This window comes from Micromonospora sp. NPDC000668, assembly GCF_042897975.1.
Lineage (GTDB): Bacteria > Actinomycetota > Actinomycetes > Mycobacteriales > Micromonosporaceae > Micromonospora.
This window is the reverse complement of sequence record NZ_JBIAYP010000007.1, coordinates 144,012-162,556: the sequence shown is the minus strand read 5'-3', so window position 1 is coordinate 162,556 and position 18,545 is coordinate 144,012. Positions and strand designations below refer to the sequence as shown.

Annotated in this window: 17 protein-coding genes; 13 read left to right on the top strand and 4 right to left on the bottom strand. The window is 73.9% G+C overall.

Going from position 1 to position 18,545, the window contains the following annotated elements; translation table 11 throughout:
- The first annotated feature begins 194 nt into the window (after window positions 1-194).
- From ACFY29_RS30900 to ACFY29_RS30890, 3 genes are all read left to right on the top strand, one after another.
- Window positions 195-905 (top strand): MBL fold metallo-hydrolase, encoded by a 711-nt coding sequence (locus ACFY29_RS30900; RefSeq protein WP_328413978.1) that lies wholly within the window; start codon window positions 195-197, stop codon window positions 903-905.
- Between the two features lie 68 nt (window positions 906-973).
- Entirely contained in the window at window positions 974-2,302 is a 1,329-nt protein-coding gene (gene hisS / locus ACFY29_RS30895; protein WP_386991767.1) for a histidine--tRNA ligase, read from the top strand.
- 77 nt (window positions 2,303-2,379) lie between these two features.
- Complete coding sequence (locus ACFY29_RS30890) at window positions 2,380-3,315, top strand: acyl-ACP desaturase (RefSeq protein WP_386992034.1); 936 nt, start codon at window positions 2,380-2,382, stop codon at window positions 3,313-3,315.
- A 127-nt stretch (window positions 3,316-3,442) separates the two neighbouring features.
- Here the strand turns inward: ACFY29_RS30890 and ACFY29_RS30885 are convergent, their stop codons facing one another.
- Window positions 3,443-3,964, bottom strand: a complete 522-nt coding sequence (locus ACFY29_RS30885) for a PaaI family thioesterase (RefSeq protein ID WP_355605747.1) — start codon at window positions 3,962-3,964, stop codon at window positions 3,443-3,445.
- Between the two features lie 55 nt (window positions 3,965-4,019).
- On the opposite strand from ACFY29_RS30885, the gene ACFY29_RS30880 reads away from it, so the two are divergent.
- Entirely contained in the window at window positions 4,020-4,496 is a 477-nt protein-coding gene (locus ACFY29_RS30880) for a winged helix-turn-helix transcriptional regulator (protein ID WP_386991764.1), read from the top strand.
- 427 nt (window positions 4,497-4,923) lie between these two features.
- On the top strand, window positions 4,924-5,970 hold the full coding sequence (locus tag ACFY29_RS30875) for a S1 family peptidase (protein WP_328413990.1): 1,047 nt from the start codon (window positions 4,924-4,926) through the stop codon (window positions 5,968-5,970).
- A gap of 72 nt (window positions 5,971-6,042) precedes the next feature.
- Here the strand turns inward: ACFY29_RS30875 and ACFY29_RS30870 are convergent, their stop codons facing one another.
- Window positions 6,043-6,693, bottom strand: a complete 651-nt coding sequence (locus tag ACFY29_RS30870; protein WP_386991762.1) for a DUF998 domain-containing protein — start codon at window positions 6,691-6,693, stop codon at window positions 6,043-6,045.
- An 85-nt stretch (window positions 6,694-6,778) separates the two neighbouring features.
- Window positions 6,779-7,513: a DUF998 domain-containing protein gene (locus tag ACFY29_RS30865; protein ID WP_386991760.1), complete on the bottom strand. Its 735-nt coding sequence runs from the start codon at window positions 7,511-7,513 to the stop codon at window positions 6,779-6,781.
- Between the two features lie 153 nt (window positions 7,514-7,666).
- Here ACFY29_RS30865 and aspS point away from each other — a divergent pair, with 153 nt between their 5' ends.
- From aspS to ACFY29_RS30845, 4 genes are all read left to right on the top strand, one after another.
- Window positions 7,667-9,472, top strand: a complete 1,806-nt coding sequence (gene aspS / locus ACFY29_RS30860) for an aspartate--tRNA ligase (RefSeq protein WP_355605760.1) — start codon at window positions 7,667-7,669, stop codon at window positions 9,470-9,472.
- Between the two features lie 96 nt (window positions 9,473-9,568).
- Complete coding sequence (locus tag ACFY29_RS30855; RefSeq protein ID WP_386991758.1) at window positions 9,569-10,381, top strand: SDR family oxidoreductase; 813 nt, start codon at window positions 9,569-9,571, stop codon at window positions 10,379-10,381.
- 76 nt (window positions 10,382-10,457) lie between these two features.
- Window positions 10,458-11,066, top strand: a complete 609-nt coding sequence (locus ACFY29_RS30850; RefSeq protein ID WP_386991756.1) for an ArsR/SmtB family transcription factor — start codon at window positions 10,458-10,460, stop codon at window positions 11,064-11,066.
- Window positions 11,063-12,364 (top strand): MFS transporter, encoded by a 1,302-nt coding sequence (locus ACFY29_RS30845; protein ID WP_386991754.1) that lies wholly within the window; start codon window positions 11,063-11,065, stop codon window positions 12,362-12,364. Before ACFY29_RS30850 ends, ACFY29_RS30845 begins: the two co-directional genes overlap by 4 nt.
- 49 nt (window positions 12,365-12,413) lie before the next feature.
- Here ACFY29_RS30845 and ACFY29_RS30840 read toward each other — a convergent pair whose 3' ends face one another.
- The gene (locus ACFY29_RS30840) at window positions 12,414-13,154 is read right to left on the bottom strand and encodes a GNAT family N-acetyltransferase (protein ID WP_386991752.1); all 741 of its coding nucleotides are present in this window, start codon (window positions 13,152-13,154) and stop codon (window positions 12,414-12,416) included.
- 139 nt (window positions 13,155-13,293) lie between these two features.
- Between ACFY29_RS30840 and ACFY29_RS30835 the strand changes: the two genes are divergently transcribed.
- The 4 genes from ACFY29_RS30835 to ACFY29_RS30820 all read left to right on the top strand — a co-directional run bounded on the left by ACFY29_RS30835 (window position 13,294) and on the right by ACFY29_RS30820 (window position 18,539).
- Window positions 13,294-13,506: a hypothetical protein gene (locus tag ACFY29_RS30835; protein WP_328414004.1), complete on the top strand. Its 213-nt coding sequence runs from the start codon at window positions 13,294-13,296 to the stop codon at window positions 13,504-13,506.
- Between the two features lie 75 nt (window positions 13,507-13,581).
- Window positions 13,582-15,120 (top strand): replication-associated recombination protein A, encoded by a 1,539-nt coding sequence (locus ACFY29_RS30830; protein ID WP_386991750.1) that lies wholly within the window; start codon window positions 13,582-13,584, stop codon window positions 15,118-15,120.
- 2,078 nt (window positions 15,121-17,198) lie between these two features.
- Entirely contained in the window at window positions 17,199-17,924 is a 726-nt protein-coding gene (locus ACFY29_RS30825) for a hypothetical protein (RefSeq protein ID WP_386992032.1), read from the top strand.
- 150 nt (window positions 17,925-18,074) lie between these two features.
- Entirely contained in the window at window positions 18,075-18,539 is a 465-nt protein-coding gene (locus tag ACFY29_RS30820; RefSeq protein WP_386991748.1) for a DUF948 domain-containing protein, read from the top strand.
- The last annotated feature ends 6 nt before the right edge of the window (window positions 18,540-18,545 follow it).

Below are 18,545 nucleotides of genomic sequence, written 5' to 3'. Positions count from 1 at the left end.
CGCGCCACACGCCCGCCAGAGTGTACGGCTAGCGACTGGGAATGTGGTGTACGAGGTCCACCCCGCCGCCAGCAGCTCTTATCGGGCGATGTCACTGTGCCCGGCGGGGCGGGAGGGACGGACGCGGCAAACCGGATCGCGTCGCCGGTTAGGCTGCTGGGCAGGACGACAGCTCGACGGAAAGGACAGCGCCAGTGCTCGTGGCCGGCTTTCCCGCGGACGCCTTCGGCACCAACTGCTATGTGGTGGCCACCGCGCCGGGGGAGCAGTGCGTGGTGGTCGACCCCGGCATCGGGGTGCTCGACCAGCTCGACGCGCTGCTCGCCGAGCACCGCCTGCATCCGGCCGCTGTGCTGCTCACCCACGGCCACCTCGATCACACCTTCTCGGTGGCGCCGGTCTGTGGTGCCCGCGGCATCACCGCGTACGTGCACCCCGGCGACCGGGAGATGCTGGCCGACCCGGCCAAGGGTCTCTCGACCGACCTGAGTTCGCTCTTCGGCGGCCGGTTGAGCTACACCGAGCCGGAGGACGTGGCCGAGCTGACCGACGGCGCGACCCTCACGCTGGCCGGTCTGGAGATCGCCGTCGACCATGCCCCGGGCCATACCGGCGGGTCGGTGCTGTTCCGGCTGCCCGGCGCCGGGTCGGGCTGGGAGGCCGACGAGATCTGCCTCTCCGGCGACGTGCTCTTCGCCGGCTCGATCGGCCGCACCGACCTGCCCGGCGGCAGCATGCCGGCGATGCTCACCAGCCTGCGCGACAAGATCCTCCCGCTGGCCGACGACACCGTCGTCCTGCCCGGCCACGGCCCCAGCACCACCATCGGCCGTGAGCGCGCCAGCAACCCGTACCTCGTCGAGGTGGCTGGCACGTCGCCGGCCGCGCCCACCAGGGGCCTCTAAACCGTCGTCTGCGCCGTGCGGACCCACGGCGTCACCGCGCATTGCCGCGGAACCGCAAGGAGTACGTGATGAACAAGCCCACGCCCATCTCCGGCTTCCCCGAGTGGACGCCCGGCCAGCGGATGACCGAGCAGTTCGTGCTCGACCGGATCCGGGCCACCTTCGAGCTGTACGGCTTCGCCCCGCTGGAGACCCGTGCGGTGGAGCCGCTGGACCAGCTACTGCGCAAGGGGGAGACCTCCAAGGAGGTCTACGTGATCCGCCGGCTGCACGCCGACGCCGACGGTGCGGCCGGCGACGACCAGCTCGGCCTGCACTTCGATCTCACCGTGCCGTTCGCCCGGTACGTGCTGGAGAACGCCGGCAAGTTGGCCTTCCCGTTCCGCCGCTACCAGATCCAGAAGGTGTGGCGGGGTGAGCGGCCGCAGGAGGGGCGCTACCGGGAGTTCGTCCAGGCCGACATCGACATCGTCGACCGGGACACCCTGGCCCCGCACCACGAGGCGGAGATGCCACTGGTGATCGGGGACGCGCTGCGCGCGCTGCCGATCCCGCCGGTGACGATCCAGGTCAACAACCGCAAGATCTGCGAGGGCTTCTACCGGGGCATCGGGTTGACCGACCCGGAGGCGGCGCTGCGCGCGGTCGACAAGCTCGACAAGATCGGCCCGGCGAAGGTGGCCGAGCTGTTGGCCCAGACCGCCGGGGCGAGCGAGGCGCAGGCCAAGGCGTGCCTGGCGCTGGCCGAGATCTCCGCGCCGGACGCCTCGTTCGCCGACGCGGTGCGTGCGCTCGGGGTCGACGACCCCCTGCTGGCCGAGGGCATCGAGGAGCTGGTCCGGGTGGTGGAGACCGCCGCCGAGCACTCGCCCGGGCTCTGCGTGGCGGACCTGCGCATCGCCCGGGGTCTGGACTACTACACCGGCACTGTCTACGAGACCCAGTTGCGCGGCTACGAGCGGTTCGGCTCGATCTGCTCCGGCGGCCGGTACGACAATCTGGCCAGCTCCGGTGCCACCTCGTACCCCGGGGTGGGGATCTCGATCGGGGTGACGCGGCTGCTCGGCCTGCTCTTCGGCGCGGGCGAGCTGTCGATCTCCCGAGAGGTGCCGACCGCTGTGCTGGTGGCGGTGACCAGCGAGGAGCGGCGTACGGCCAGCAACCGGGTGGCCGAGGCGCTGCGGCGGCGCGGGGTGCCGACCGAGGTGTCGCCGAGCGCGGCGAAGTTCGGCAAGCAGATCCGCTACGCCGAGCGGCGCGGCATCCCGTACGTCTGGTTCCCGGGGGCCGACGGCGCGCCGGACGAGGTGAAGGACATCCGCTCCGGCGAGCAGGTCACGGCTGCCGCGGGGGAGTGGATGCCGCCCCGGGAGGACCTCAAGCCGATGGTCAGCTGAATCTCACCACTGGCGCGTTCGGCCGCGGGGACCTACGGTAGCGTAAGTTACGCCACCGTAGGGAGTTTCTCGTGACCATGAGCACCACACTGAGCCAGACCGCTCTCCTCGTCGAGTTGGAGCCGGTGGTTGAGCGCAACCTCGACCGCCATCTCTCGCTGGCCAAGGAGTGGTTCCCGCACGAGTACGTGCCGTGGAGCGAAGGGCGTACCTTCGACGGGCCGCTCGGTGGTGAGGCGTGGTCGCCGACCGACTCCACCATCCCCGACGTGGCGCGCACCGCGCTGATCGTCAACCTGCTGACCGAGGACAACCTGCCCTCGTATCACCACGAGATCGCCACCCTGTTCGGCCGGGACGGCGCGTGGGGCACCTGGGTGCACCGGTGGACCGCGGAGGAGGGCCGGCACGGCACGGCGATCCGCGACTACCTGACGGTCAGCCGGGCGGTCGACCCGGTGGCGCTGGAGCGGGCCCGGATGACGCACATGTCCACCGGCTACGTCAACGCGCACGACGACGAGGTGCTGCACTCCCTGGCGTACGTCTCGTTCCAGGAGCTGGCCACCCGGATCTCGCACCGCAACACCGGCAAGGCCACCGGCGACCCCGCCTGCGAGGCACTGCTGGCCCGGGTTGCCGCCGACGAGAACCTGCACATGGTCTTCTACCGCAACCTGCTCGCCGCCTCGTTCGAGCTGGCCCCGAGCCAGGCCATGCGGGCCGTCGCGGACGTGGTGGCCGACTTCCAGATGCCGGGCAACGGCATCGACGGCTTCGCGCGCAAGTCGGTGGCGATCGCCCTGGCCGGCATCTACGACCTGCGCCAGCACCGCGACGAGGTGCTGATGCCGGTGCTGCGCCAGTGGGACGTGTTCAACGTGACCGGCCTGAACGCCGACGGCGAGGCCGCCCGCGAGCAGCTCGCCGCCCAACTCGACACCCTGCAGGTCGCCGCCACCCGCTTCGAGGAGAAGCGCGACGCCCGAGCCGCCCGCCTGGCCCTCCGCTAAACCCCCACGCTGCCCCACCCGCGCTGCCCCACCCGCGCTGCCCCACCCACGCGCCGACCTCGTTGATCATGAGGTTGGCGGGCTGTTCGATCTCCCGATCACCCGTCAACCTCATGATCGACCTGGGTCAGGCGGGGGAGTCGGCGGGGATGGGGAAGAGGAGGCAGGTGCTGGTGGCGTGCGCGATGAGGCGGGAGCTGGCGTCGGTGAGGCGGGCCTCGGCCAGGGCGGTGCGGCGGCCGCGCTGGAGTACCGTGCCCTCGCAGCGCAGGATGCCGCTGTCGACGGTGACCGGTCGGAGGAACTTCACGTTCAGGTCCAGCGAGGTGTAGCCGATGCCGACGGGCAGCGTGGTGTGCACGGCGCACCCGGCGGCGGTGTCGAGCAGGGTGGAGATGACACCACCGTGGACGGTGCCGAGCGGGTTGTAGTGGAACTCCTGCGGGACCAGCTCGACGGCGACCCGTCCCTCGTCGGCCTCCATCCGGGCCATGTCGATCATGTGCATCACCGGCGGCGCGGCCAGCTCGCCGGCGATCATCGCCCGGAGCAGGTCGAGGCCGCCGCGCTGACCGAGCTGCGCGGCGTTGGTCGCCGGATCCGACCAGGTGAAGGTACGGCTGCGCGTCGGCTCCTGCGTCTGTGTCATGGACGCAGCCTCGCAGCACGTTGCTGAGTCTGTCAATCAGACCTAGCCTGGGCGGATGAGACCCGCGGCACTGGACTGGTCGGTGGAGAACTGCACCATCGCCCGCGCAATGGAGATCCTCGGCGAGCGGTGGACCCTGGTGGTGCTCCGCGAGGTGTTCAACGGCGTACGCCGCTTCGACGACATGCGGGTGCGTACCGGGATCCCGCGTCAGGTGCTGGCCAACCGGCTGAGCACCCTTGTCGAGCAGGGCGTGCTGCGCCGCGAGCCGTACCGGGAGCCGGGCAGCCGGCTGCGCCACGAGTACCGGCTGACCGAGAAGGGCCTGGACCTGTGGCCGGTGCTGGTCGCCGTGCTCGGGTGGGGCGACCGGTACCTCGCCGACCCGGAGGGCTCGCCGCTGAGCGTGGGTCACCGAGACTGCGGTGCGGAGGTGCGCGTCGAACTGCGTTGCGTGGACGGGCACGAGGTGAGCGGGCACCACGACGTGCTGCCCCGCCCCGGTCCCGGCGCCCGCCGCCGTACCTCCTGACGCCGTCTGGCGCGGGTCGCCGGGTATCGGCGGCCGTGCACCCGACGGTGGCGAGGCAACCCGACTGTCGTACCGCCGGGCATTCACCCTCATGCCGGACGGCTCCCGGTGCCGCGCCGCGGGCGTCCGATGGCAGGTCGTGTCCGAAAGGGACCGGCGGTGATGCGGTGTGACGGTGGCGGTTCGCGAGTGCGTCAGTGGTGTTGCGGATGCGGTGTGACGGTGGGCGTTCGCGAGCGTGTCCGAGGTGTTGCGGCTACGTGGCCAGCGAAGATCGGCAAATCCGGGCGAAACCAAGTCTTGTTAATGATCTTAAGTATGTGAATACTTCAGTTTGCTCGGACGGTTTTCCCAGATCGGCCGGGTTGCCCCCCTCGGGTTCGCCGCCCCCGGCGAGACCCGTTCCCCCGCCCAGGAGGTTTATTACATGCGACCCACGAGGTCCTCACTCCGCGTCGCGGCCACCGTCGCCGTCGCCGGAACCCTGGTCGTCGGCTCACTCGTCGGCGCGCCCGCCCAGGCCGCCCCCGCCGCCTCTCCGGATGCCGCCGCCGCCCTCTCCGCACAGCTCGGCGACAGCTCCGCCGGCTCGTACATCGACGCCAGCGGCAAGTCCGTCGTCACCGTGACCGACGCGGCCGCCGCCCGCAAGGCGAGCAAGGCCGGCGCCACCGTCCGGTACGTCACCCGCGGCGCCGCCGAGCTCAACCGGGCCACCGCGGACCTGGAGGGCTCCGCCAAGATCCCGGGCACCGCCTGGTGGAGCGACCCGGTCACCAACCAGGTCGTCGTCTCCGTGGACAGCACCGTCACCGGCGCGAAGCTGGAGCGGGTCAAGGCCGCCGCGGCGCGGGCCAACGGCGCGGTCCGGATCGAGGCCGAGGCCGGCGTGCTGAGCACCCGGATCTCCGGTGGACAGGCCATCTACGCCGGCGGTGGCGGGCGCTGCTCGCTCGGCTTCAACGTGCGCAGCGGCAGCACCTACTACTTCCTGACCGCCGGGCACTGCACCAACATCTCGTCGAGCTGGTACTCGAACTCCGGCCAGACCGCGCTGATCGGCACCCGTACCGGCACCAGCTTCCCGGGCAACGACTACGGCATCGTGCGGCACAGCAACTCGGCCAACGCCGCCGGCAACGTCTACCTCTACAACGGCAGCTACCGGGACATCACCGGCGCCGGCAACGCGTCCGTCGGCCAGTCGGTGCAGCGCTCCGGCAGCACCACCGGCCTGCGTAGCGGCTCGGTGACCGCGACCAACGCCACGGTGAACTACGCCGAGGGCTCGGTCTCCGGCCTGATCCGGACCAACGTCTGCGCCCAGCCGGGCGACAGCGGCGGCTCGCTGTTCAGCGGCAGCACCGCCCTGGGCCTGACCTCCGGCGGTAGCGGCAACTGCACCACCGGTGGCACCACCTTCTTCCAGCCGGTCACCGAGGCGCTGAGCCGCTACGGCGTCAGCGTCTTCTGATCCACTCACCGCTCACGGGCCGCCGGAACCCTCCGGCGGCCCGTTCGCGCGGCCCGGAGTCGGCGATGACGGTCAGCGGGGCCTGGACGGTCCCCCCCGCCGCTCCGAGGCCAGCGCGGCGAGCACGGCGGCCAGCGGTACGGCCGCCTCGGCGGCCGCCACCAGCCGCTCCGTCAGCCCGATCCGTGCGCCGTCGGCGAAAAGCTCGACGGCGAACCAGCCGAGCAGCCCGAGGAGGACCGCCGCCACCGCGAACGCTGTCCAGCGTGCGGGTCCGCTCGGCGCTGACCCGTCCGGCGGATGGCGGTGATCCCAGTCGAGGGGCGGCGCCACTCGGCGGGGCACGGCCAGGGCCGGCCAGACAGCCAACGCCCCGAACGCCACACCAGCGGCCACGACGTGCGTCATCGAGTCGCCCGCCGGGCGCTGCGGGAAGGCGACCAGCACCAGGGTGGCCAGTCCGCCCAGCGCGAGCAGCCCTCGGCCCGCCGGCGCGGCGGTGACCAGGCCCAGCGCGGTTATCAGGTGACAGAGGCCCAGGCCGGCCAGCCCGATCGTCATGATCCAGCGATGGTCCGCGTTCGAGGCGGCAAGCGCGCTGATGGTCTGCCGGACCGGGTCGAATTCGTCGGGTTGGGCGGCCTGCGCCAGCGTCCAGCCCCCGATGAGAAACAGCGGTGCGCCACCGGCTGACAGCAGGGCCCAGCGGGGAACGGCCGACATCGGGCGATCGTAGCGGTGCGACCGGCGCCTCGCGCTCGAGCGGATGGGCCGACGTCGCTGCCGCCGGGCTATGTCGGGCGACGACTCACGGCAGCCAATCGGGCCGTCGAGGAGCGGGCCCGTGAGTTGGTCCCAGCGGATCCGGGGGTACGACGCCGACCGTCGGTAGGTCCGGGCCGACGGGTACGGGGCCGCCGGCGGCCCACGCGAGGTGCGCCCGGCGGGCCGAGAGGACCGCGAGCAGCGGCCAGAGCGAGACGGCCACCGCCGTCACCCGCTCGGCCAGGCCGGTCCGGGACCCGCTGGTCACCTCGAACGCGAACCAGCCGAAGAGGGCCAGCAGCACGACCGTGGCGCTCAACCCCACCCCCCGGCGGAACGCCCAGGGCGGCTCCGGCGCGGCCGGATGCGCGGCGTCCCGGCCGCGCGGCAGCCACAGCGCCGAGCCGGCCGGCCAGAGCGCCAGGGCGAGGACGGCCACCGTCGCCGCGATGCCGTGGCTGACGGAACCGCCCACCGTCGGCCGAGGAAACGCCACCAGCGCGATGGTGGCCACCCCGCCGACGGCGAGCAGGAAGCGGCTGGGCAACCCGGCCGCGTGCAGCGCGGCGGCGATCGCCAGGTAGCAGCAGCCGAGCAGCACCAGACAGCTGATCATGATCCAGGCATCGGTGGCGTCGTGCCCGGCCAGCTCGCTGATGGTGTCCCGGACCGGGTCGTAGCCGGCGGGCTGCCGGCCTTCCGCGACCGTCCAGCCGGCCACCAGCAGCAGGGGCGCGGCCACCGCCGTGGCGACGGCCCAGTTCGGTACGGCGCGCATTTCGCCACGTTAACCAACACGCCAGCCCGCCGAGCACGGTTCGTCCGTCTGCCCACCGCGAATCGCTGCGGCCTGCCGGGTGCCCCCAAAGGAGGCCGGCCGCCCCTGACAGAATGCCGGTGAGGACTGTTCCACGATGAGGAGTTGCCAGCCGTGATCCGTACCCACAATGCCGGAAGCCTGCGCGCGACGGACGCCGGCGCGACGGTGACGCTCGCCGGGTGGGTGGCCCGCCGACGCGACCACGGCGGCGTCATCTTCGTCGATCTGCGCGACGGCTCCGGCGTGGTCCAGGTGGTGTTCCGGGAAGAGGACGCGCACGCGCTGCGCAACGAGTTCTGCGTGAAGGTCACCGGCGAGGTGACCCGCCGGCCGGCCGGCAACGAGAACCCGGAGCTGCCCACCGGTGACGTCGAGGTGACCGCCGTCGAGTTGGAGGTGCTCTCCGAGGCGGCCCCGCTGCCGCTGCCGGTGGACGACCAGGTCGAGGCCGGTGACGACATCCGGCTCAAGTACCGCTACCTGGACCTGCGCCGCAGTGGTCCGGCGAACGCGCTGCGGCTGCGCTCGCGCGCCAGCCACCTTGCCCGGGGCGTGCTGCACGAGCGGGACTTCCTGGAGATCGAGACGCCGACGCTGACCCGCTCGACGCCCGAGGGCGCCCGCGACTTCCTGGTGCCGGTCCGCCTCCAGCCCGGCAGCTGGTACGCCCTTCCGCAGTCGCCGCAGCTGTTCAAGCAGCTGCTGATGGTCGGCGGCATGGAGCGGTACTACCAGATCGCCCGCTGCTACCGGGACGAGGACTTCCGCGCCGACCGGCAGCCGGAGTTCACCCAGCTCGACATCGAGATGTCCTTCGTGACCGAGGACGACGTGATCGACCTCGGCGAGGCGATCGTCTCGGCGCTCTGGAAGGACCTGGCCGGGCACGAGATCACCCGACCCATCCCGCGGATCACGTGGCACGACGCGATGGCCCGGTACGGCTCCGACAAGCCGGACCTGCGCTACGGCGTGGAACTGACCGAGCTGACCGACTACCTGCGCGGCACCGAGTTCCGGGTCTTCGCCGGGGCGATCGACGCGGGCGGCTACGTCGGCGCGGTGGTGATGCCGGGCGGAGCGGCGCAGAGCCGCAAGGAGCTCGACGGCTGGCAGGACTGGGCGAAGGCGCGTGGTGCGCGCGGCCTGGCGTACGTGGTGCTGGACGCCGAGACCGGCGAGGCGCGCGGCCCGGTGGCCAAGAACCTCTCCGCCGAGCACCTGGGCGGGCTTGCCGACGCGGTCGGCGCCAAGCCGGGCGACGCGGTCTTCTTCGCCGCCAGCAACACCACCCGGGAGGCGCAGGAGCTGCTCGGCGCGGCCCGCATCGAGATCGCCAAGCGGGCCGGGCTGATCGACGAGAGCGCCTGGGCGTTCTGCTGGGTGGTCGACGCGCCGATGTTCGAGCGCACCGACGAGGGCGGCTGGACGGCCGTGCACCACCCGTTCACCTCGCCCAACTCGGAGTGGGTGGATCGGTTCGAGGAGGCACCGGACCGGGCTCTGGCGTACGCGTACGACATCGTCTGCAACGGCAACGAGATCGGCGGCGGCTCGATCCGTATCCACCGGGGTGACGTGCAGAAGCGGGTCTTCGATCTGCTCGGCATCACCCCGGAGGAGGCGCAGGACAAGTTCGGCTTCCTGCTGGAGGCGTTCAAGTACGGCGCCCCGCCGCACGGCGGCATCGCCTTCGGCTGGGACCGGGTCTGCATGCTGCTGGCCGGCGCGGACTCCATCCGCGAGGTGATCGCCTTCCCGAAGACCCGGGGCGGCTTCGACCCGCTGACCGGCGCGCCGACGCCGATCACCGCCCAGCAGCGCACCGAGGCCGGCATCGACGCCAAGCCGAAGCCCCCAGCCACCGCCCACACCGGCACCGCAGGCCCGGCCGCCCCGGTAGCCGACCCGGTCTGACCGCCGCCCACCTGCTTGGTTGATCAAGAGGTTTGCGTCATGCTCGCCCCGTCGAGGTGACGCAAACCTCTTGATCGTTGGCGGGGGAGTGATGGCATGCGGGTGCTCGTGGTGGGGGCGAGTGGGTTTCTCGGGCGTGAGGTGTGTCGGCGGGCGGTGGACGCCGGCTGGTCGGTGGTGGGGACGTGCCACTCCGGCGACATCAGCGCGCCGGGCGTCACGGCGCGCCGGCTGGACGTGACCGACCGGGCCGCCGTGCGCGCGCTGGTCGCCGAGGTGCGTCCGGACGCGGTGGTCTCCACCCCCTACCGGTACGACGACTGGACGGTGACCGCCGACGGGGCCGCGTACGTGGCGGTCGCGGCAGCCGAGATGGGCGCCCGTCTGGTGCACGTGTCCAGCGACGCGCTGCACGCCGGCCGGCCCGAGCCGTACGCCGACGACGACCCGCCGACGCCGGTGAACGCGTACGGCGCCGCGAAGGCCGCGGCCGAGACTGCCGTGCGAGCGGTCGACCCCGGCGCGGCACTGGTACGTACCTCGCTGATCCTGGGGGAGGGCAGTAAGCAGATCCAGCTCTCCCGGGACGCGCTCGCCGGCCGGGCCACCCTGTTCACCGACCAGATCCGCTGCCCGGTCGACGTCACCGACCTGGCCGCCGCCGTTCTGGAGCTGGTCGACAGCGCGTACGCCGGCCCGCTCAACGTGGCCGGTCCGGACGCGGTCAGCCGCGCCGAGCTGGGCCTGCTGGTCGCCGAGCGGTTCGACCTGGACGCGGCCGGGCTCAAGACCACCACCAGCACCGCCGCCGGTGTGGTCGGCCCCACCGACGTACGCCTGGACTCCACCCGCGCTGCCGGCCTGCTGCGTACCCGGCTACGCGGCGTGCGCGAGATCCTGGCTCGCTGAGCCCACCGCCCCGCAGGTGCACACTTCCTATGCATAACTCTTGTGCACAGGAAGTGTGCAGAGCTATTGTGCAGTCATGGCGAACGACGGAGAGACGCCGAGACCGGCGCCGCGTGAGGTACGGATCGACAAGCGGCAGGTCCGGGTGCTGGCGCACCCGCTTCGGATGCGGCTGCTCGGGGCACTGCGGGTGAACGGGCCCGCCACCGCCACCACCCTGGCGGAGCTGCTCAGCACCAACACCGGCGCGACCAGTTACCACTTGCGCCAGCTCGCCGAGGTGGGGCTGGTGACCGAGGACCCCGACCGGGGCAGCGGCCGGCAGCGCTGGTGGCAGGCCGCACACGACGTCACGAACTGGGAGCCGACCGACTTCGACGACGACCCCGACGCCCGGGCTGCGATCGAGTGGATCCAGGGCGACCAGGTACGCCTTCTCGTCGAGCACGCCGAACGCTGGTTCGCCATTCAGCACGAGTGGTCCCCCGCCTGGCGGGACGCCATCGGCATGGGCGACATCTTCATGACGATCCCGCCAGACCGGCTGAAGGCGCTCCAGGCGGAGGTGTGGCAGGTGCTGGAGCGGTACAACCGCGAGGCCGGCCTCGTCGACTCCGCTGATCCGCAGGCCCGCCCCGTGCAGGTCTTCCTGGCCGCCTACCCGTTGCTGGAAGGGCCCCGATGAGCACGCTGACCGTACGCCAGGTCCGGCGTCGCTACCTGACGCTCTACGGCCTGCGCTGGCTGCCGACCGGCCTGATGATCCCGGTGATGATCCTGCTGATGCAGGAGCGCGGCCTGTCGCTGCCGCAGATCGGCCTGGTCTTCACCGCGCAGGGGCTGCTGGTGCTTGCGCTGGAGCTGCCCACCGGCGGGCTCGCCGACGCCCTCGGCCGCCGTCCGGTGCTGCTCGCCGCCGGAGCGCTCAACCTCGTCTCGCTGTCACTCTTCGCGGTGGCCGACTCGTTCTGGATGTTCTTCCTGGTCTGGGCATTGCAGGGGGTCTACCGGGCACTGGACAGCGGCCCGCTGGAGTCCTGGTACGTCGACGCCACCCTGGCGGCCGACCCCGAGGCCGAGTACGAACGGGGCCTCGGGCACGCCGGCACCGTCAGCGGCGTGGCCATCGGCGCCGGCGCGCTGCTCGGCGGTGGCCTGGTCGCGCTGGGCCCGATCGGACCGGTCAGCGCGCTCACGGTGCCCGTGCTGGCCGCCGTCGTCGCCCAGTCGGCGGCACTGGTCGCGCTGGTCGTCCTGCTGGTGGAGCAGCGGCCGGCCACCGGCGTCGCGGCGCTGCGGGCCTCGGTGTCACAGGCGCCCCGGATGATCGGCGAGGCCGTCGGGCTACTGCGTCGCTCGCGGGTGCTGCTTGCCTTGGTGTCGGTGGAGCTGTTCTGGGGCTTCGGCATGATCACCTTCGAGTCGCTGCTGCCGGTCCGGCTCGCCGAGGTGGTCGGCGACCCGGAACGGGCCGCCGCGCTGCTCGGCCCGGCCAACTCGGCCGCCTGGCTCGCCTCGGCGGCCGGCGCGGCGCTGACCCCGCTGCTGCTGCGCTGGCCCGGCGCAGCGCCCGGCGCGGCTCTGCTGCGCATCCTGCAGGGCGTCACGGTGGTCGGGATGGGCCTCTTCGCCGGGCCGGTCGGGGTGCTCGTGGCCTACCTGGCCTGCTACACCGTGCACGGCGCGTCCAACCCGCTGCACAGCGGGCTGCTGCACCGGCAGGTCGACGGCCCGTACCGGACCAGCGTGCTCTCGCTGAACTCGATGATGGCGCAGCCGGCCGGCGCGCTCGGCGGGGTGGCCCTGACCGCGCTCGCCGCCGCCACCAGCATCAGCACCGCCATGGTCGTCGGCGCGGTCGTGCTGGCCATCGCCGCCCCGCTCTACCTGCCGGCATGGCGGGCCGGCCGTCGGCCCGCGGCGGATACCGCCGACCCGCCCGCGGTACCCGAACCCACCGAGCCGCAGGTCGCCGGGCGTTAGGAAGGGCGCCCTTCCGCTACCCGCGGCGATTCCAACGGAACCCTCCCGCTCAGCCCAGCCGTAGCGAGCTGAGCGGGAGGGTTTCGGTGAAGCCGAGCCGCCGGTAGAGCCGTGCCGCCCCGAGGTTGTCCGTGTAGACGCCGAGCCCGACCGTGTCGTAGCGGGCCAGCAGCGCCCGGGTCATCCCGGCGGTCAGCGCCGCGCCCAGCCCTCGACCCCGCTGGTCGGGGGCGACGGTCAGGCCGGCGAGGAACCCGATGTCGCCCCGGCTGCGGTCCGCGCCGCACGCCACCAGCCGGCCGCCGGCCCGGATGCCGTACCAGTCCACCACCTCTGCGTCTCCCGGGCGGGCGGTGGTGCTCGGGAACGCCTCGTCGATCAGCGCCTCCAGCGCCGGATGGTCGGCCTCGGCGAGTCGTACCACCCGCTGCTCGTCCGCCTGTGCCGGTGGTGGCGTGTCGGTCCAGTGGAATTCCCAGTCGTCGTGCCGGGTCACCGCCAGCCGGCCCGCCAGCAGGGCGGGATCGTGCCGGGGTAGGTGCAGCCGCTGCCCCGGGCGCAGCATCCCGTCGGCGACCAGCGCGACACAGACCTCGATCGCCGGCCCGGGCGGGCCGATCGCGCAGCCGGCCGGCCCGTGCTCGGGCGGCACCAACCACAGCACGGTGCCGTCGCGCCGGTAGCCGCGCGCCGGCGCGCCCCGCCCGAGTGCGTGCCGGGCGAACGGGTGGTGGCCGACGGCGGCCAGGATGGCGGTCCGGTCCAGGACCACCTGGTCGTCGATGATCATGCGACCAGCCTAGGAGCCGGGGGTCGAACGCCTGCGCCGGGCCGCCACGGCCAGGCCGAATCCATCGTGGAGATTGACGAGTCGACCGATTGGGTACATCCGGGGCCGACCTACTGGGAACCCCCACCGGAGGACCGACATGCTCGCCATTCTGGCCGCCATTGTCTTCGGCTTTGCCCTGCTGATCGACCTGCTCGACACCAACTTCGGAGCGCCGGACCTGTTCAACTGGAACACGCTCGTGCTCCTCGGATTGTTCCTGCTCTCGCTCTACCTGGGCGGCGTGGGCAACGGCCCGCGCGGCGGTGGCGGCGGCCGCTGGTACCGGGGCCGGCGCCCCGGTCGCGGCTGACCGGAACCGATCACCAGTGGCCCGGCCCGCGGCGCGATTCCGGCGTCGCGGGCACGGCCCGGTACTGTCTTCGTGATGGAGTCCGACGCCCTCTTCTCCCTCGGTGCACCCGCCGGGTCGCGCAGCGCGCCCGACGGTTCCGCCAGTGTCGACGGCTTCACTCCGGTAGCAGCCGATTCGCCCCTGCCCGTCCGGATGCGCCCGGCGACCCTCGACGAGCTGATCGGGCAGGCCCACCTGCTCGCCCCCGGCGCGCCGCTGCGGCAACTGGTCTCCGGCGGCGCCCCGATGTCGGTCATCCTCTGGGGACCGCCGGGCAGCGGCAAGACCACCATCGCGCACCTGGTGGCCGGGGCCACCGACCGCCGGTTCGTGGCCATGTCGGCGCTCTCCGCCGGCGTCAAGGACGTCCGGGCGGTGATCGAGGCGGCCCGCCGGCAGCGCCGCTCGGGCGGCCCGCAGACCGTGCTCTTCATCGACGAGGTGCACCGGTTCAGCAAGACTCAGCAGGATTCGCTGCTCGCCGCCGTCGAGGACCGTACGGTCACGTTGCTGGCGGCGACCACCGAAAACCCGTACTTCTCGGTCATCTCCCCACTGCTGTCACGCTGCGTGCTGCTCACCCTGCAACCGCTGGACGACGAGGCGGTGCGGAGTCTGCTGCGCCGTGCGGTCACCGACGAGCGTGGCCTGGGCGGCGCGCTCACCCTGGCCGACGAGGCCGAGGACCACCTGGTCCGGCTCGCGTCCGGCGACGTGCGCAAGGCGCTGACCGCACTGGAGGCGGCGGCGGCCTCCGCCACGGCGCTCGGCGCAGGCCGGATCGACCTCGCCACCGCCGAGCAGGCGGTCGACGTGGCGGCGGTGCGCTACGACCGTGACGGCGACGCCCACTACGACGTGGTCAGCGCGTTCATCAAGAGCATGCGCGGCTCGGACGTGGACGCCGCGGTGCACTGGCTGGCCCGGATGCTGGTCGCCGGGGAGGACGCCCGGTTCATCGCCCGCCGGCTGGTCATCTTCGCCAGCGAGGACGTGGGCATGGCCGACCCCGGCGCGTTGAGCGTGGCCACCGCCGCCGCGCACGCCGTCGAGTACGTCGGGCTGCCCGAAGCGCAGCTCAACCTTGCCCAGGCGGTGATCCACCTGGCCACCGCGCCCAAGTCGAACTCGGCCACCACCGCCATCGGCGCCGCGATCGCCGACGTGCGGTCCGGCCGGGGCGGCCCGGTGCCGCGCGGGCTGCGCGACGCGCACTACGCCGGCGCCCGAGGGCTGGGCCATGGCACCGGCTACCGCTACCCGCACGACGACCAGCGTGGCGTGGTCACCCAGCAGTACGTCCCGGACGACCTGGTGGGCACCGACTACTACCGGCCCAGCCCGCACGGGGCGGAGCGGTCGGTGGCCACCCGGCTGCCGCTGCTGCGCGGGATCGTGCGAGGGCTGCCGGCCCCGCCCGCCCGCCCGGAGGCCCCGCCGGCCGGGCCGCCCGTAACGGCGCAGAACGGGCCGGCGCTTGCCGACGAGAACGGTCGCCCGACGACGGGCACGGGCGGTCCCGGCACGATGCAAGACAGCGGCACCAACGCCGCAGGAGAGGGTCAACAGTGAAGTCGCGTGGTGCGGACCGCCCGGACGAGGGCCCGGATGAGCGGCGCGATCCCCGCGCCAAGGGCCGCCGCTGGGGTCGAGGCCGGGCCGAGGCCGAGCCGGAGGAGCCGGTAGCCGGCGAGGAGTTCGGCTGGATCGACGACCTGCGGTCGGCCAAGCAGCAACGTTCCGAGCTGGGCCCCGACGGGGCCGCGGTAGAGCCCGCAGGGCCACGCGGGGGCGCCCCGGTGCCGCCGGACGGCCCGGTGCCACCCACCCCGCACCGTGGTGACCCGGACGGTCCCGCCGCGCGCCGGCCGGCCGGCGGACCATGGCCGGGCGACGCTCCGCCGCCGGGCCGCCGCCCGGACGAGCGGCCACCCGCCGACCGACCCCGGGCCGCCGGCCCCGGAGTCCCCGCCCCGGGCCAGCCGGCCCGCCGCGGGGCACAGCCGGCACCCGGCAGCGGCCCTCGCGCCGCCGGGCCGCCGCTCGCGCCTCCCACCGCCGCCCGCCCGGCCGGTGGCGAGCCGGCAGGCCCACCCGGACCCCCGACCTCGGGCGTACCGGCCGGCCCGGCCCGGCCCCGCCCGGGCGCTGCCCCGGCCGGCCCGCCCGCCGGCCCGCCGGGCACCGGCGCACCGACCGGTCGCCGCCCGGCCGCCGTCCCCCCATCGGGTCGAGCGGACGCGATGCCGCCGCTACGCCGGCCCGACGCCGGGCCGTTGGGTCGCAGACCCGGCCCGGAGACCACCGAGCCCGGCCGTCCACTGCCCACCGACGGCGGGCCCGCCGGTCGGCGTACGACCGATCCGGCGCGGGCCGCCGGTTCACCCACCGCCCCCGGCGGGACCCGCTTCGACGCGGCGTCGACCGGTGCCGTACCGCCGGTCCCCGGTGGACTGCGACCCGACCCCGCCGTCGACCGTGATCCGCGGAACGCCCGGCGTCGCCCGGGCACAGTCGACCCCGGCGCGACGGAGACGTCCGGCCATGGGCCGGCCGACCGCGCCCGCTCGTCCTCCGGCGGGCACCGCCGCGCGGCCGAACCCGACGAGCCGGTAGTGCCCCGTTCGGGCAACGCCCCGGCGGTGCCCGACGCGTCCGGCCACACCGGCGCCGCGCCGACCATCGGCCCGGCCGACGGCACCGGGCGCCGCCGGACGGTCCCGGACGAGCAGGAGCGCCGCGCTCCGGCCGGCGGCGAGCCCCGGACCGACCGCCCGGAGCGGCCGGCCGACTGGCTGCGCCAGGCAGGCCGCCTGCCGCACACCGACCCCGCCCTGCCGGTGGTCAACCGGCGCGGTGGCACCCCGCCGCCGGCCGGCCGCCGTCCTGGGCCGCCCGTAGGTGCGGGTGACCTCACCGACCACTCGCCCGGCCGGCTCGCCGTGCCGGACCCGGCCGCGGAGCGCGGCACCGGTCGCCGGCCCGCCGGGCCGCCGGCCGACCCGGCCGCGGACGCCCCCACCGGTCGCCGTGCCGTCCGGCCCGGCGCGACGGGCGACCGTGGCGACGACCCGTACGCCGGTCCCGCCGGCGGCGGGCGACCCGCGCCCGGTGGCAGTGCCGCCGGTCCGGGCGCACCGGCCCGCGGCGCCGCCCGCTCCACCCCGCCCGGTCGTGCCCGGCCCGCCCCCGGCGACGCGCCGGCCACCGGCGCCGGACACCGTGGTCCCGACGGGCCATCCCGGCCCGGCCCGGGTGCCGAGACCACTGCCCGTGGCGCCGCCCGCCCGGACGGCCCGGCCCGTGCCGCCGTCCCACCGGGCATCGGCCCGGACGGCCCGCCCCGGCAGCGCCCGGACGGTCCGGCTCGCGCCGCCGTCCGCCCCGCCGGCGCCGGGCACCCGCCCGTGAGCGGCGAGCCCGGCACCGGTCCCGGGGCTCCCGCAGTGGCCCGCGGCGGTGCGCCGGCCGTTCGACCCGCGCCGGCCGATCGCGCCGCCGGCCGTGCCCTGCCACCGAACCGGGAGCCCGGTCGTCCCGAGCCCTCCGGTGTCGCACCCGTGCCGCCGCCCGGCCGCCCCGGCGAGCCCGTCGGTGTGGCCCGGGCCGCCGCCGTGGTGCCCACTGCGGGCGGACCGGTGGACCGGCCGGTGCCCGCGCCGGCCGACGGGCCCGCGCTGCGCCCAGCCGGCCAGGACGTACCCGACGACGACGGCGCCGCCCCGGGCGCCCGGTCCGAGCTGCGCCGGCAGTTGCGCGAGCGGCGCCGGCTGCGGGCGGCGGTGCTGGCGCTGGTCAGCGTCGTCCTGCTCGGCGCGGTGCCGCTCTTCTTCGGCATCCGGACGCTGAGCCGGGACCCGGTCTTCGACAACCTGGACCAGCTGAACGTGCCCGGCTGGGCCGCGGCGAAGACGGTCGACGAGGTCAGCGGCAGTCGTTGGTGCCTGCTCGACTGTCGACTGCGCGAGCGCACCGTCACCTCGGAGAAGTCGCCGGAGGAGACGGCGGGGGTCTACGAGAACGCGCTGCGACAGGACGGCTGGCAACCGTGGAAGGTGACCCGCTGCCCCGAGCAGGAGACGAAGGGGAGCTACACCTGCTGGCGTCGCGACGAGCTGACTCTCGACCTGTGGGTGCGCGAGCCGACCTGCGTGCCGCCGCCGGTCGACGGCGAGCCGGCGATCGTGCCGTCTCCCGGCCCGTCGGCCGCTGCGGCGGAGTGCGCCGGCTCGTTGGTATCGGTGAAGGTGCGCAACGCGATCGATGACGAGCGGACCAAGCCACAGCCGAGCACCGATCCGTCACTGACCGGAGAGGATCCGTTCCCGACAGTCAGCGCGGACCCGCTGGGTGAGTTGACACCCTCACCGTCGTGAGCCGGTTTCCATCACGGACGGTAGGGTCTGGGGCTGGTAGGCCCGTCCGCTGCCGTTGATCGGTGACGGTTCGGTGGGCCCGGTACGGGTACCACGGTTGTGCGTTCCGGGGACGTCGGGTCCCCGGAACTCTGCTTGAGGAGGACAGGCGTGGGCGACATTGGAGCGGTTGCGGCGCTGATCGCGGCGTGCGCGTTCGCGGTGCTGGTGCTCATCCTGACGCTGCCCATCCTGCGGCTGCGGCACACGGTGGACGCCACCACCCGGATGATCAACGACCTCAACGATCGGACCGCACCGCTGCTCGGCGACGTGAACACCACGGTGAGGAACGTCAACACCGCCTTGGAGCAGGTGCAGACCTCGCTCGACGGCGTGAACCTCCAGTTGGCGAAGGTCGACACCATGACCAGCCACGCGCAGAACATCACCGCCAACGTCGCCAACCTGGCCACCGTGGTCTCTGCCGCGGCCGCGAACCCGCTGGTCAAGGTAGCCGCGTTCGGCTACAGCGTGCGTAAGGCTGCGGCCAGCCGCCGGCACGCCGAGACCGAGCGCGAGGTGCGCGACACCATCAAGCAGCAGCGGCGGGCCACCCGGCGCGGCAACCGCTGACCGGCC